Below are 14171 nucleotides of genomic sequence, written 5' to 3' on the forward strand. Positions count from 1 at the left end.
TGTCGAAGCATCTCGCTCGCGCCGTTAGGGTTACTCATCCTAACGATGCGGGCGAGATGCTTCGACAAGCTCAGCATGACGTTCTGAGTTTACATCTCTTACTAACGCGCGCTATTTCACCGTAAAGCGAAACGTGTAGAAGCCCGTGGCGCCACCCGCGCCCGCATTGGTTTTCACAAAGTTGGCGTCGAGCAGCTTATCGCGGCAAAGCTTTTCCTGGGCCGGCGACACGTTGCCCGACACCTTGGTTACCGATTCCACCTCGCCATCGTCCGAGATTTTAATTTTGAATCGGACCACGCCGGGGTTGTCGTCCAGCGCTTCGACGACGGGCGTATTCTCAAAGCGCCAGCCGCTCATTTCCAGGCCCGAGCCGCCGCCGCTGCCGGGGCGCGAGCCGCTGCCGCCGCTGCCCGGCTCACCGTAGAGGGCCTTGGCATTGAGCGAGCCCCTGGGGTCGCCCTGGTCGCCCACGGTGCCGGGGTGGTCGCCGTTGCTATTGCCGGTGGGCGCGCTGCTGCTGCCATTTACGCCGTTGCCGCCAGCCACGCCGGCGGCGCTGCCCTTGGGCGTGTAGAGCGTGCGGGGCTGCTCGCGGGGCTTAGGCGTTTCGCGCACCACTTCGGGCGCGGGCTTGGGGGCAGCTTTCTCCACGGGCGGCACGGTGGCGCCGGCGTCTTCGGCCTCGCTGGTAATTACTTTTTCCTGGGCGGCGGGCTGGGCGGGGGCGCTAGCCTCCACGCGGGGCTGGGCAGGCTGGGGCATGGGGCTGGGCTGGGCGGCGGGCGGGCGCGAGTCTTCGCGGTTCTGGGAGGCGTTGGCGGTGGCCATCGTCTGGATGTCGCCCGAGCCCGCCGCGTCGAGGCCGTAGTTCAGCTCCACGCCGTCGCCACCCAACGCTTCGAGCGGCGGGTTGGGACCGTTAAACTTGAGAAAGAAGCAGATGAGGGCTAGCAACAGCACCACGGCCGCCGTGATGCCCAAGGCTTCGCGCCGGTGCTCTTCGGGATAGTCGAGGGCCATTGTTTTGGAGTTAAGAAGTATGCGTTAAAAGTTATGAGGTAGGGTTAGAGCTGCCACGCTGCCAACTCCTAACTTTTAACTCCTACCTCTTACTATTTTCCGGCTGCCTGCTGGGCCTGAGTGGCCATGACCATCTTCAGCTTCAAGCGGTTGCCGATTTCGAGTACGTCCACCAGCTTCTGCACGTTCAGGCCGGCATCGACGCGCAGCACTACCGAGGGCTGGGCCTCGGCGGGCTGGCCGGGCACGAGTAGGGCGCGCAGTTCAGGTTCGAGCGTGGCGGCCGTCACGGGCTTTTTGTTGACAAAATACTCGCCCGCCGCGTTGATGCTTACCGTGATGGGCTGCTTCATTACCTGCTTGCTGCTCTTAGCATTGGGCAACAACAGCTTGATAACGTTAGGATTCACCATCGTAGACACAATCAGGAAGAACAGCATCAGGAAAAACATGATGTCGTTCATCGAGCTGGTCTCGACGTGCGAAGTAGCGTGACGGCGGCGGGAGAGATTCACTTCGTTTGAATTATGAATGAGGAATTATGAAGGAGGAATTGACGCGTCAGACGCTGCTGCGTCAGCAAGGCACTTCCTCCTTCATAATTCGTAATTCCTAATTGTCTTGCAGGATGTCCATAAACTCGATGGCCGAGTTTTCCATGCGGAATACCATGCGCTCGACCAGGATGCTGAGCCAGTGGTAGCCGATGTGGGCGATGATGCCCACGATGAGGCCGGCCGCCGAAGTTACCATCTTGGTGTAGAGGCCGCCGGCAATCTGGGTGATGCCAAACTCGCCGCTGCTGCTGATGGCGTAGAAGATTTTGATAACGCCGATAATCGTACCCACGAAGCCCAGCATGGGCGCGATGCCCGCGATGATGCCCAGGATGCTGATGTTTTTTTCGAGGCGGGCAATCTCGATTTTGCCCACGTTTTCGACGCTCGCCTCGATTTCGGTGATGGGCAGGCCGATGCGGCGCAGGCCCTTCTCGACCATGCGGGCCAGCGGCGAGGGGTTCTGGGCGCAGTAGAGTTTGGCCCCCTGCAAGTCACCTTTCACCATGAGCGCCCGTATGCCGCTCATAAACGACTCGGGGTTGCCGCCGGCGCTGCGAATGGTGAGGTAGCGCTCGGCAATGATGTAAATCGAGACGATGAGCAGCAGGAAAATGGGGAGCATTATCCAGCCCCCCTTCAAAATCAGGTCGATGAGCGAGAGGCCGGGCGTGGCGTTGGCTATCGCATTGGCATGAGCGGCGGCGGTATCAGTGGCCACCGACGTAACGGCAGCGCCGGCTTGCAGCAGTAAAACGGACATTCAGCGGAAGAAGGAGAACGGAAAAACAGGAAAGCGCTGGGCGTAAGGGCTAGCCGCGGCGCAGAACCTAGTACGGAAAAACGGTCAATCCTTTGTCGAGGTGCGGGTTGCGGCGTAGTTGGGTAGCGGCTGATTGGGCGGCGGGGCGGTCGGCAAAATCGGCGGCTGACAGCCGGTAGTGGCGCGTGCCGGGATAAGGCAGAATAATCTTGGCATTGGCGTGGCCGGCGTGCAGCAGGTTGCGTCGCCCCTGCTCAGCGTGGGCCATTGACCCGTAGGCGGCTACTACCAGGTAATAACGCCCGGTGCGGCTTTTAATTGCGCTGCCCGCGTCGAGAGCGGCAGCGGCGGCAGTTGCCGACTTGGCTAATGCTGGTTTGGCCACTGCTAGCGGCTTGGCGGCGACTATTATTGGCTTAGCGGCGGCTACCGGCTTGGCTGGCAATGCCTTAGCTGCTGTCGGCTTCTTGTTTACGAGCGGGCTTACGGCCGCGGGAGCAGTCGGCACGGCGGCCGGGCGGGGGGCCGTCATGGCCGCCGCGTAGGAAGTGGTCAGTAAAGGGGCCTGCGTACCGGCCTTACGCATGGCCAGGGGCACGGGCTTGGCGATGTTGCTTTCGTCGGCCAGGGCAATGGCAGCGGCGGCGGGCACCTTGCGCGCCTTACCACGGGGGCGCCCGGGAGTGGGCGCGGCGCGACGGGCCAGCAGCGCGTCAACCGGGTCGGTCTGGGCCGGGGCCGTCTGCGGCGGCGCAGGTTTAGCGGCTACTACGGTGGGAATTACTTTTTTCTCGGCGGGCGTGGGAGAGCCGTTCTTGACCGCCTCGGCTACTGGCTCAATGGGTGAGCTAGTGGACACCATCGGTTCTTCGGCGGGGAGGCTTACCGGCGCCACCGGCGCCGCGAAGCTGGGCTGCGCCAGCGCGGCCTGCTGCGGGGCGGCCGGGCTAGCGGCCTGCTCCCAGCGGGGCAGGTGGCTTTGCCAGGCCGTAGGCAGCACCGTGGGGTGCAGGTTCAGTAAGTACAAACCAGCTACGGCCAGGCCCGCGAGCAGGCCAATGGCTGCGCCGGGCACGGCGCGCCGCAGCCGCACGCCCCGGCCCGCCGCGCGCAGGCGCGGCACCAGCTGCGCCTGCTGCTCGCGCGCCAGGCGGGCATCGGTCACCGACACGGGGTGCACCGTGAGCTCGGGCAGGCCGAAGGCCGCGGTGAGCAGGTTGTCGGTGCCGGTGTATTCAAACTGCAAGCCCCGGCCCGCCAGCTGCCGAAACACCCCAATGCCCGGCAGCTCGGCGCGCTGCTGAGTTTGCAGGTCGCGGTGCAGAGTGGCTACGGCCTGGCGCAGGGCCTCGCGGGCCTCGGCGGCAAGCAGGCCCAGGTGCTGGCGCAGCACATCAACAAGCAGGCCGTCGTTGCGGGTAAGGCCTTGATTAAAAGCCACCTGGCGGGTGGGCGGACTCAGTACGTGCCGGCCGCCGGGCTGCACCCTGGCCGGCGTGTACTCGGCCACCAGGCCGCCAAAGTCCGGAATTATCACGCAGTCGTGGTCGCGGAGCAGGGGGCGTAGGTGGTCGGCTAAGTTCATCGGTAAATGGCTGGGCGAACGGGCGGGGAATAGGTTAGGCGGCTAAAGTTAGGGCCAGCCGCGGTCAGTTTCGTAGCGACAGCCTCCTTTTTATGCGCAACCAGGCTAGCCAGTTGCTTAGAATGAGTACGTTACCCCTCCAATCACATTTACGCCCTGGCTTTGGTAGTTCAGGTAGCGCTGGTAGTGGCGGTTGGTGAGATTATTCCCGAGGGCAAAGATGCTGAATTTTGGCGTAATGCGGTAATCGGCCCGCAGGCTCAGGTCGATAACCGAGTTGGTCTGGCGAGGGGTTTCAACGCGCAGTATAGCTCCTGGAACAGGGGGAACCGGCTGAATTGGAGCGGGGGATAGCTGGCCCCGTAATTGGGCGAGTAATAGTAAAAATTGGCCCCGAGCAGTAGCTTGTCGAATACGTTATAAGTACCATACAGCGTGCCCAGGAATGCCGGCCGGCCATACGCCTGCATCAACGGCTTGACGCCGTAGTGGTTATAATCAGCCTTGAAGCCCACGCGCACCTTCTCGCTGGCGCTGTAGAGCGCCTCGGCGTGCACGTTCACCACGTTGATGGTGGTGCTGTCGTACACGAGGTCAAATTTGCTGGTATCGGCCAGCGCGTTGCGGTAGAAGTACAGATTGCACGAGCGCCCGAAGGTGGCGCGGGCGGCCAGCTCCAGGCCGCTCACCGGCGTCGAGGTAAAGCCGGCGTACACCGTGGGGCCGGCGTGGGTGTCGGCCAGGGTCTGGCCGGGGGCTAGCCAGGGATTTTCCTGGCTCAGGTTGTAGCGCGTGACGCGCTGAATGGCCCCGCCGAGGCCGGCGTAGAGCTGAAATTTCTCGGGGACCACGGCGTAGCCCACGCGCACGGCCGGATTAATCATGCCCTTGCCCACGCCATAAAGGGCGTCGCTGGAGTACCCTAGCGTGGCGCCCAGCGTGAGCGAGAGGCCGGTTTTTCCGGTCAGCTCGTAGGCCGGGGTAGCCTGAAAGAAATTACGGGTGCGCGTGATAAGCGGCTGCTTATCCGAGATAAACGAGCCCTGTGCATCGAGCGTAAGGCGGCTGGTTTCGCTGAGCGCGTAGCCACCCTTGGCGTTGAGCAGCAGGTTATTCTCGCTCACGCCGTAGTGGTCGCCGAAGTACTGGTACCCTAGCCCCACCTCGTACTGTAAGGCCGCATCGGTAGCCCGGTTACGGGCGTAGGCGCGCGCCCCGAAGCGGGTGAACGTCTGCTTGATGGCATCGGCATCGGGCGCATCGATGAGCTTGGTGCGGTCGTAACCGTAGAAATGGTAGGTGTCGCGGGCGAAGTCGAGCGCGCCGCCCAGCGCCGTGGTGCCCTGGTAGTACTCGCCGGTGGCAGCGGCGCTGGTAAGGCTAGCCCCCGAGTTCTTGCCATCGACCGGGCCGCTGGCCGAGCTATTGTGGCGCACGTCGAGGCCGTAGCTGTACTGCTCGTTGCGGGTCGAGTGCAGGTGGGCGCGGCCGTAGACCGAGCCGTAATTGCCCAGGCCCAGCTTGAGGTAGTTGCCGGTGAGGGGCTCCAGCTCTTCCTGGGCCACGGTGAGCACCTGCACCGAGGGGTTGAGGCGGGTGGCGGGCAGCCGGAAATCGGGATAAGTATACGTAACCTGCCGGGTGGGCTTGGGCGGCGGGGCTAGCCGGATTTTCTCGAAGTTGCGCGTGGCCTCGGGCAGGGTGTTCACCCGGTCCTTCACAATCTCAATCTCGGCGTCCTGGATGGTACCGCGCGCCCTGCCCCGGCCGGGCTGAGTTTGCGCCTGCGCGCCAAACGCCACGGCTCCGCTCAGGCCGGCGACCAGCAGCCAGGGCCGACCGGGAGCAGTAGTAAAGCTTGATTTTATCACCTCTAAACGTTTCATTAACACAGAATTTATACCAGCGGGCTACTAAGAAAATGAGTTTGGCAATCGCCCGTCATTTTCCACTTACTTCACCGGTTTGCGAACGGGTGCTTTGGGGGGAGCGGGCGTCGTGGCCGGGGCCTTGGCCGGGCTAGCCTTGGCGGGCGCGGCAGGCTTAGCCGGGGCCGTTTTGGCGGGCTCCTCGGCGGCCGGGGCGGGCGCGTCGTCGCTGGCGGGCAGGGCCTTGAGGCGCTGGCGGGCGCCTTCGATTACCTCGGCTACCGGGAATTTATTATCGATAACCGAGTTGAGGGTGGCGCGGGCCTGGAAGATGTCGCGCTGAGCCGTGTACACATCAGCGAGCAGCAAAAAGGCGCGGCCCTGCCACAGCTCGTAGGCGCTGTAGTTGGAGTTCACTTTGAAGGCCTCGGTGATGGCCTCGTCGTATTTCTTCTGCTTGAAGAGCACCTCGGCCAGGGTGTACTGGGCCTCGGCGCCGGTGGCGTCGCTGGGTGCGGCGGCCACGGTGGCGGCCAGCTCGGTGGTCGCCTGGTCGAGGTTGCCGAGCTTGAAATCGGCCTTACCCTGGTAGAGCAGGGCGGTATTGGTGGCGTTGGCAGTGGCGCCGGCCAGCCCCAGCAGGTCGGTGGCGGTGCTGCGGGCTTTGGCGTAATCGCCGCCGTCGTAATAGGCCTTGAGCAGCCCGAGCGTGGCGGTGGCCACCTCGCGGCGGTTGCTGGAAGCCGTGCGCAGGCGCTCGTAGTACTTGATGGCCTCGGGGTAGTTCTTATTCTCTAGCTCCAGGTCGGCCACGCGGCCCACGGCGCGGTTCACAAACTCGCTCTTGTTTTCGGTCACCACGGCTTTGAGCAGCGGCAGCGCCTTGACTTTTTCGCCCGTGCGCAGGTACGAGTCGGCCAGAATAAAGCGGGCGTCGGGGGCCAGCGCGTTATCGGGGTACTGCTGCAAATAGGCCTGCACGCGGGGCAGCGCCTGAGCATATTTTTCGGCCAGATACAGTGACTTGGCGGCCTCAAACTCGACGCTTTCGGTGGCTTTGCTGGTGGGGTTTTGGGCCTTGAAGCTAGCCAGGGCCTGGTCAAACTCCTCGGTGCGGCCCAGGGCCGTGAGGCTTTCCTGCAAGCTGTAGAGGGCCTGCTGGGCGGCGCTGCTGCGCGGGTAGTCGGCCAATACTTTCTGGAAGTCGGCCACGGCCTTGTCCTGCTGCTCGAGGTTGGCGTAGGCCACGCCCCGGCGCTGGTAGGCATCGGGCAGCAGGGCCGAGGTAGGCCGGTTCTGAATGAGGCGGGTGAAGCCCTCGGCGGCGGGACCGTAGTCGCCGGCCTGAAAATCGAGCTGCGCCTGCTGAAACACGGCTTGCTCGGCGTAGCGCGAGTCGGGGTTGCTCTTGAGCAGCGCGGCCAGGGTCTGGCTAGCCTCGTCTTTGCGGCCGAGCAGGCCCAGGGTTACGCCTTTCTGGTAGTAGGCGTAGTCCTTGTCGGGCGCATTGGCCTGAATAACCTTGTCGTACAAATCGAGCGCCTGCTGGTAGCTTTTGGCCACGTAGTAGGTATCGGCCAGGCGCAGGGTGGCGTCGGAGTAGTTGGGGTCGGTGGGCTTGGCCGCCGGGTCATTCAAAAAAGCCTGAAATTGGGGCCGGGCCTTGTCGTACTGCTTGGTGTTGTAGTAGGCATACCCTAGCCCGTAGCGGGCCAACTGCACGTACTGGGTTTCCTCGTCGCTCACGCCACCCTGGCGGGCCGAGCGGGCGGCGGCGGCGTAGGCCGCGATGGCCTCGGGGTACTGCTGGCCTACCGAGTAGATTTCGCCGCGCAGCACCTGGGCGGCGGCGCGCAGCGCATCGTCCTGCGGGTACTTCAGGCTCTTATCCAGTAAAGGCAGCGCCTCGCTGTATTTGCCATCGTTATATAACGTAGCGGCCTGCGCATACGCAATGCGCTGGTACGTGCCGTTGAGGGTAGCGCCCCGGTCCTCCCCCAGCCCTTCGAGGTAGCTCAGGGCCTCGGCATAGTCGGTGCTGGAGAGGAAGCCATCGCTGAGTAGCTGGTCGACCACGGGCTGACTTTTCGAGCGCGGATACTTGCGGCGGAAGTCGCGCAGGGCCGCGATTACCTCGGGCAGATTACCCAGCTCGTACTGCACCTGGGCGTACTTAAGCGTGGCGTTTTCCGACAGGTTCTTTTGCAGCGTACTCTGGCGGGCGGCGTCGAAGGCAGCCAGGGCGGCCGTTTTCTGCCCGGCCTGCAAATAGCTTAGACCCAAATGGTAGGCCGCATTCTGCCCCAGCGAGTCGCGGCGGCTAGCCACGTTCTTGAGGTTGGCGATGGCGTGCGGGTAGTCGCCTTCCTTGTAGTTGGCAAAGCCGATTTTGTATTGCAGGCCAGGGTCGATTTTGCCCTTGTGGGCGGCGGCATACTGGTCGAAATACTGGCCGGCCGGCTTGTAGTCCTGCTTCTGGTAGTACGCATCGCCCACGAGCAGCTGAATCTCGTCGGCGCTGGTGGGCGGCGGCGTTTGCGCCAGGGCCTTGGTGGCGTAGGCAATGAGGCCGTCGTAGTTGCCCTCGCGGTAGTAAATCTGGGTCATCACGGCCGGCACCACGCCGCGGTAGGCGTCGTTTTCGGCGGCCACGAGCAGGTCTTTGCGCGCCCCGGCGTAGTCGCCGGCCCGGAAGGCCAGGTAGCCAGCGTAGTACGAGCTGGCGTAGCGATACTGGCTAGCCTCCAACTTGTTGCGGTCGAACAGAATGCGCGCCTGGTCGTATTCCTTGAGCTGAAAATGACTATAGCCCAGCTTAAAATCAGACTCGGCCCGCTGGCTAGCACTGAGGTTAGCGGGGGCTACTTTCTGAAAGTAGGTGCTGGCCTGGGCGTAGTTCTGCTGGTCGTAGTAAAACTTGGCAAGCTCGAAGTAGGCCACGGCGGCGCGCGGGTGGGCCGGGTGCTGGCGGGCAAAGTCGAGGATGAGGCCCTCGGCATCGGGGTGCAGCAGGTAGAGGCCGCTCACGGCGTAGTAGTACTCGGCATCGGCCAGGCGCTCCTGGCGGCCGCTGGCGGCGGCGGGCCCGCTCTGCTCGCCGACGCGGGCGGGCGCCTGCTGCATGTACTGCTGCATGGCCTGCTGGGCGGCGCCGTACTGCTGCTTGTCGAACAGGTCGAGCCCCTCCTGGTAGTAGCGGTCGGCGGTGGTATTGGCCTGGGTAAGCTGGGCGTGGGCTAGCTGGGGCTCGGCCGCGACGGCGCCCAGCAGGACGGCGGCCAGCGTGAGCCGGGGGGGTAGCTTCATGTGGAGGGCAGCGGTTCGGTGGGGCGGGCGGGGCAAAACGGAGTCCTGCTCGCGAACGGTCAAAAGTAGCGAAAAAACGCGGGCTGGGGCATTTGCGCGCCCCAGTAGATGGGGAAAACGCCGCCGGGCGCTGGTTTGGTACGCGCACCCCGGCGGCTACCGGCCCCGCTGGCGGGCGGCGGTCGCCTGCTTAGCTTCGCGGCGGCAAGGCAGCCAGTTCGTTGCCCCCTACTTCGCAGGCCCCTAAAAATGGATTTCAAGCTGGAGCTCATTCCCGTGCCGGTAACGGATATTGACCGCGCCAAGCAGTTCTACCAGAACCAGGTCGGCTTTCGGCTCGACCACGACGTGCAGCCTAGCCCCGGCGTGCGGGTGGTGCAGCTCACGCCGCCGGGCTCGGGCTGCTCCATTGTGCTGGCCCAGGGGCTGGCGGGCCTGGCCATGCCCGCCGGCTCGCTACGCGGCCTGCACCTGGTGGTAGCGGCTATTGGGCTAGCCCGGGCCGAACTGGCGGGCCGGGGCGTGGCGGTGGGCCCGGTGCAAGACATGGGCGGCGTAAAGTACGCCGCGTTCCAGGACCCGGAAGGCAATGCCTGGGTGCTGCAAGAGCTACTGCGCCGCCCGGCTGCCGGCTAAGTGCCGCGGGCGGGCAGCGTACCTTGCCCCGTCATTCGTTAGGTAATGCCCATTTCCAGCTCACCCGCTATCCGCGTGTCGCACCTCACCAAGCGCTTCGGGGCGCAGCTGGTAGTCGATGACCTATCGTTTGACGTCGCCCAGGGCGAAACGCTGGTGCTGCTCGGCCCCAGCGGCTGCGGCAAAACCACGCTGCTCAAAACCCTCAACCGCCTCATCGAGCCCGATGGCGGCACTATTGAGCTCAACGGCTCCGACGTGCGGCGGCAGGCGCCCGAGGCGCTGCGGCGCGGCATCGGCTACGTCATTCAGCAGGTGGGCCTGCTGCCGCACTACACGGTGGCCCAAAATGTAGCCGTGGTGCCCGGCCTGCTGGGCCGCCCGGCGGCCGAAACCACCGCCCGCACCACCGAGCTACTCGAGCGCCTGCACCTGCCGGCCGCCCGCTTTGCGGCCATGCTGCCGGCCCAGCTTTCGGGCGGGCAGGCCCAGCGCGTGGGGCTGGCCCGCGCCCTGGCCGCCGACCCGCCCGTCATTTTGCTCGACGAGCCCTTCGGCGCCCTCGACCCGATAACCCGCGCCGCCGTGCGCCGCGACTTTCGCGAGCTCGACGAGCTGCGCCGCAAAACGGTGGTGCTCGTGACCCACGACGTGCAGGAGGCCTTTGAGCTGGCCGACCGCATCCTGCTGCTCAATAATGGGCAGATTCAGCAGCTGGGCCCGCCGCGCGAGCTGCTGCGCCGGCCGGCCAACGACTTCGTGCGCAGCTTCTTCCGGGCCGAGCGGCTGGCGCTGGAAATGCGGGTGACGACCCTAGCCGAGGTGCTGCCTTTTTTAGACTTAGACCGAGCAGGGCTAGCCCCGCCCGCCCAGGCACCTACCCTGCCCCTCACGGCCAGCGTGCAAGAGGCAATGGCCTTGCTCAACGAAAGCGGCGCGCCCGCCTTGCGCCTGGCCGATGCGCCCGCCACGGTCATTGCGTTGGGGCCGTTGCTGGCCGCTTTTGGCCAAACCCTGGGCTAGCGAGCCGGAGCTAGGCTAAGTAAGCCAGCACGTCAGCTAGGGTATCGACCCGCCCGAAATCGAGGCCTACAAGCTGCTCGGCGGGCACTTCTTCGTGCACCCAGGTAGTGTGGTAGGGCACGTGAATGGCCTGGCCGCCCAGCGCCAGCACCGGTAGAATATCAGACTTGAGCGAGTTGCCAATCATCAGAAAGGCGGCGGGGTCCACGCCGTGGCGGGCCAGCACGCGCCGGTAAGTGGGCACGTCCTTCTCGCTCACAATCTCGACGTAGTCGAAAAAATCGCCCAGGCCCGAGCGCGCCAGCTTGCTTTCCTGGTCAAAAAGGTCGCCCTTGGTGAGCACCATCAGGCGGCGGCCGCGCCGCTTCAGCTCGCTCAGCACCTCGACCACGCCGGGCAGGGGCTCGATGGGAAAGTCGAGCAGACGCTTGCCCAGGTCGAGCAGCTGCTGAATTTCGCGGCCCGTCACGGCGCCGCCGGTGAGCTGAATGGCGGTTTCCGTCATGGTCAGCATCAAGGACTTGGCGCCGTAGCCATACAGATGCATGTGGTGGCGCTGCACCTGGTAGAGGTGGCGGCCGATAGTATCCGCATCGCCGCAGTGCGCCAGGATGGCGCACATTTCGCGCTCCACGTGGTCGAAGTGCGGCTGGTTGGGCCACAGCGTATCGTCGGCGTCGAAGGCAAGGAGCTGGGGCGGGCGCTGGAGCATGGCTAGGGTAAAACGGGCGGTCAGTAGGCGGCCGCTCGCCCCAAAAGTACCGAACTTGCCGCCCATGCGCCATTTAGTTGACCTGGCCACCTGGCCCCGCCGCGAGCATTTCGAGTTTTTCTCCGCCTTCGAAGAGCCCTTTTTTGGGCTGGTTTCGGAAATTGACTGCACCCCGGCCCGCGATGAGGCGCGGCGGCTAGGGGTGCCGTTTTTCCTCTACTACCTCTACCACGCCGTGCAGGCGGCCAATGCAGTGGAAGCCTTGCGCCAGCGCATCGAGCAGGGGCAGGTGTATACCTACGACCGGGTGCACGCCTCGGCCACCATCGGGCGGCCCGACCACACGTTCAGCTTCTCGTTTATCGAGCAGCAGGCTAGCCTGGCCGACTTTGTGGCCGGCGCGCAGGCCGAAATCGCGGCCATCCGGGCCACCAGCGGCCTGGGCCTGAGCGAGCGCACTGCCCGGCCCGATGTGCTACACTGTTCGGCCCTGCCGTGGGTGCGCTTCACGGGCCTGACGCACGCCCGCAGCTTCCGCCACCCCGACAGTGCTCCCAAAATTTCCTTCGGCCAGGTGTTCCCCGCCGGCGGCGCCCAGCGCATGGCCGTGGCCGTAAACGTGCACCACGCCCTGGCCGACGGCTACCACGTGGGCCAGTTTCTGGATGGGTTTCAGCAGCGGCTAAGCGGCGGGTAATGCCAAAAAACAGCTGCGTTGCGAGCCCAGCAACGCGCCGCACCTACGGCAACTTCTTCTAAAGCAAGCACTAGCATTCGCTGGCATGCGGAGCGTAGTGCAGTCGAAGCATCCTGGCAAGCATCCTGACTGGGCACGCGTGAGCCGCTCAACGAAGCGCCCAAGATGCTTCGACTGCGCTGCGCTCGGCATGACGAAATGATTGGGGTTGACAATTTCCCACCTAGCCTCGCTTTCTTATCCTAACGATATGCACACCCTTACCGACCTCTTTACCTTCTGGCACGAGCAGGCCGGCAAGCTGGGCCAGCAAACGCTGCAGCACGTGGCCCTGACGGCGGCGGCGCTGCTGCTGGGGGTGGTGGTGGGCGTGCCGGTGGGGCTGTGGCTTACGCGGCGGCCGCGCTGGGCGCCGGCCGTGCTGGGAGTGGCCGGCGTGCTCCAGACCGTGCCGAGCATCGCGCTGCTCGGGTTTCTGATTCCGCTGCTTGGCATTGGGGCGACGCCGGCCATCCTGGCGCTGCTGCTGTACTCGCTGCTGCCCATCATTCGCAATACCGTGGCGGGTATTCAGGGCGTGCCGCCGGCCGTGGTGGAGGCTGCCCGCGGCCTGGGCTTCACCGATAGCCAGATTTTGCGCCGCGTGGAGCTGCCGCTCGCCCTGCCGGTGCTCATGGCGGGCATCCGCACGGCCACGGTCATTAACGTGGGCGTGGCCACCCTGGCGGCCTACGTGGCGGCGGGCGGCCTGGGCGAGTTCATTTTTGGCGGCATCGCGCTGAATAACCCGGTGATGATACTGGCCGGCGCCATCCCGGCCGCAGGCCTGGCGTTGGCTTTCGATGCGGGGCTGGGCGCGCTGGAAAAACTTTCGGCCCGGCGGCTGCGCGCCGTGGGCGGCGGGCTGCTGCTGGCCCTGCCGCTGCTGGCGGCCGGCTACTGGCTGCCGCAGGCCAGCGGGCGGCTGCGGGCGGGCTTCAGCCCCGAGTTTATTGGCCGGGCCGACTGCCTGCCGGGCCTCACCAAAGCCTACCACCTCACCCACCTGCCCAACGTGGTGCTGGCCCCGGCGCTGGTCTACGAAGCCGCCCGCGCCGCCCAGGTCGATGTCATCGACGGCTACTCGACCGACGGGCGCATCCGGGCCTACGGCCTGCGCGTGCTGCGCGACGACCGCCACGCCCTACCGCCCTACTACGCGGCGCCCGTAGTGCGCCCGGCCCTGCTGCGCGCCCACCCCAAGCTCGGCCCGGTGCTCGACCAGCTCAGCGGTCGGCTATCCGACTCAGCCATGACCAATCTCAACTACCAGGTCGACTATTTACATCTGGAACCCCGCGCCGTGGCCCTGGGCTGGCTGCGCCGCAAGGGCCTTTGGAAAGCACCGCGCCCGCTGCCGCCCGGCGCGGCGGTAGTGCGGCTGGGGTCCAAGATTTTTGCCGAGCAATACATTTTGACAGAAATGTATGCCGCCCTTATTCGGGGCAATACCGACCTGGCCGTAGCCACGAAAACCGGCCTCGGCGGCACCACCATTTGCTTTGAGGCGCTGCGCGGTGGCCAGATAGATATGTACCCGGAGTACACCGGCACTGGCTTACAAGTGCTATTACAACCTTCGGCTGCGGTGCTCGATTCGCTGGGAGGGCGCCCGGCCGCGGTGTTTACGTATGTGCAAGCCGAGTTTCAGCGCCGCTACGACCTGGCCTGGCGAGCTCCGCTAGGGTTTAATAATGCGTACTGTCTGCTGATGCGGCGGCAGCAGGCCCGGCAGCTGGGCATTGCCAGCATCTCCGATTTGGGCGGCTACCTGGGGCGGTAGCTGACCGAAGGAGCCAGGTAATTCGGGCCGTCACTAACTGCCACCCTGCAAGCATCCGGCAACTCTGCGAACTGCCCCGCCTGGCCAGCCCTACATTCTTCACCCGGCGCTTAACTAAACCACCCGGCCAAGGTTAAGCTCTGGCTGGCCCGGCGGTACCGGGCGGCCCCTCCTTTTGC

The 14171-nt window shown here is 65.0% G+C and carries 11 protein-coding genes; 4 read left to right on the top strand and 7 right to left on the bottom strand.

The window, feature by feature from the left end; genetic code table 11:
• Positions 1-111: 111 nt before the first annotated feature.
• The 6 genes from GKZ68_RS07335 to GKZ68_RS07360 all read right to left on the bottom strand — a co-directional run bounded on the left by GKZ68_RS07335 (position 112) and on the right by GKZ68_RS07360 (position 9102).
• Positions 112-1023 carry a hypothetical protein gene (locus GKZ68_RS07335; protein ID WP_173112616.1) on the bottom strand — a complete coding sequence of 304 codons (912 nt, stop codon included), beginning with the start codon at positions 1021-1023 and terminating at the stop codon, positions 112-114.
• A 92-nt stretch (positions 1024-1115) separates the two neighbouring features.
• Positions 1116-1538 (bottom strand): biopolymer transporter ExbD, encoded by a 423-nt coding sequence (locus GKZ68_RS07340; protein WP_254244198.1) that lies wholly within the window; start codon positions 1536-1538, stop codon positions 1116-1118.
• Positions 1539-1635: 97 nt separating this feature from the next.
• Positions 1636-2343, bottom strand: a complete 708-nt coding sequence (locus GKZ68_RS07345; protein WP_173112619.1) for a MotA/TolQ/ExbB proton channel family protein — start codon at positions 2341-2343, stop codon at positions 1636-1638.
• Positions 2344-2410: 67 nt separating this feature from the next.
• The gene (locus GKZ68_RS22385; protein WP_173112622.1) at positions 2411-3928 is read right to left on the bottom strand and encodes an SPOR domain-containing protein; all 1518 of its coding nucleotides are present in this window, start codon (positions 3926-3928) and stop codon (positions 2411-2413) included.
• A 260-nt stretch (positions 3929-4188) separates the two neighbouring features.
• On the bottom strand, positions 4189-5814 hold the full coding sequence (locus GKZ68_RS07355; protein WP_173112625.1) for a hypothetical protein: 1626 nt from the start codon (positions 5812-5814) through the stop codon (positions 4189-4191).
• Between the two features lie 66 nt (positions 5815-5880).
• Entirely contained in the window at positions 5881-9102 is a 3222-nt protein-coding gene (locus GKZ68_RS07360; protein WP_173112628.1) for a tetratricopeptide repeat protein, read from the bottom strand.
• A 249-nt stretch (positions 9103-9351) separates the two neighbouring features.
• Between GKZ68_RS07360 and GKZ68_RS07365 the strand changes: the two genes are divergently transcribed.
• Positions 9352-9738, top strand: a complete 387-nt coding sequence (locus tag GKZ68_RS07365; protein ID WP_173112631.1) for a VOC family protein — start codon at positions 9352-9354, stop codon at positions 9736-9738.
• Between the two features lie 45 nt (positions 9739-9783).
• A complete protein-coding gene (locus GKZ68_RS07370; RefSeq protein ID WP_173112634.1) occupies positions 9784-10761 on the top strand; it encodes an ABC transporter ATP-binding protein in 978 nt (325 codons plus the stop codon).
• 10 nt (positions 10762-10771) lie between these two features.
• Here GKZ68_RS07370 and GKZ68_RS07375 read toward each other — a convergent pair whose 3' ends face one another.
• The gene (locus GKZ68_RS07375; RefSeq protein ID WP_254244199.1) at positions 10772-11539 is read right to left on the bottom strand and encodes an HAD family hydrolase; all 768 of its coding nucleotides are present in this window, start codon (positions 11537-11539) and stop codon (positions 10772-10774) included.
• Here GKZ68_RS07375 and GKZ68_RS07380 point away from each other — a divergent pair.
• Complete coding sequence (locus GKZ68_RS07380; RefSeq protein WP_173112637.1) at positions 11538-12170, top strand: chloramphenicol acetyltransferase; 633 nt, start codon at positions 11538-11540, stop codon at positions 12168-12170. The two genes, GKZ68_RS07375 and GKZ68_RS07380, sit on opposite strands and share 2 nt — an antisense overlap.
• Before the next feature lie 250 nt (positions 12171-12420).
• Positions 12421-13992 (top strand): ABC transporter permease/substrate-binding protein, encoded by a 1572-nt coding sequence (locus GKZ68_RS07385; RefSeq protein ID WP_173112639.1) that lies wholly within the window; start codon positions 12421-12423, stop codon positions 13990-13992.
• Positions 13993-14171 lie beyond the last annotated feature (179 nt).

Source organism: Hymenobacter sp. BRD128 (assembly GCF_013256625.1).
Lineage (GTDB): Bacteria > Bacteroidota > Bacteroidia > Cytophagales > Hymenobacteraceae > Hymenobacter.

Excerpts from the sequence above, each read along its gene's own strand:
- GKZ68_RS07335 (WP_173112616.1), bottom strand. The coding sequence starts at position 1,023 with ATGGCCCTCGACTATCCCGAAGAGCACCGGCGCGAAGCCTTGGGCATC.
- GKZ68_RS07345 (WP_173112619.1), bottom strand. The coding sequence starts at position 2,343 with ATGTCCGTTTTACTGCTGCAAGCCGGCGCTGCCGTTACGTCGGTGGCC.
- GKZ68_RS22385 (WP_173112622.1), bottom strand. The coding sequence starts at position 3,928 with ATGAACTTAGCCGACCACCTACGCCCCCTGCTCCGCGACCACGACTGC.
- GKZ68_RS07355 (WP_173112625.1), bottom strand. The coding sequence starts at position 5,814 with ATGAAACGTTTAGAGGTGATAAAATCAAGCTTTACTACTGCTCCCGGT.
- GKZ68_RS07360 (WP_173112628.1), bottom strand. The coding sequence starts at position 9,102 with ATGAAGCTACCCCCCCGGCTCACGCTGGCCGCCGTCCTGCTGGGCGCC.
- GKZ68_RS07365 (WP_173112631.1), top strand. The coding sequence starts at position 9,352 with ATGGATTTCAAGCTGGAGCTCATTCCCGTGCCGGTAACGGATATTGAC.
- GKZ68_RS07370 (WP_173112634.1), top strand. The coding sequence starts at position 9,784 with ATGCCCATTTCCAGCTCACCCGCTATCCGCGTGTCGCACCTCACCAAG.
- GKZ68_RS07380 (WP_173112637.1), top strand. The coding sequence starts at position 11,538 with ATGCGCCATTTAGTTGACCTGGCCACCTGGCCCCGCCGCGAGCATTTC.
- GKZ68_RS07375 (WP_254244199.1), bottom strand. The coding sequence starts at position 11,539 with ATGGGCGGCAAGTTCGGTACTTTTGGGGCGAGCGGCCGCCTACTGACC.
- GKZ68_RS07385 (WP_173112639.1), top strand. The coding sequence starts at position 12,421 with ATGCACACCCTTACCGACCTCTTTACCTTCTGGCACGAGCAGGCCGGC.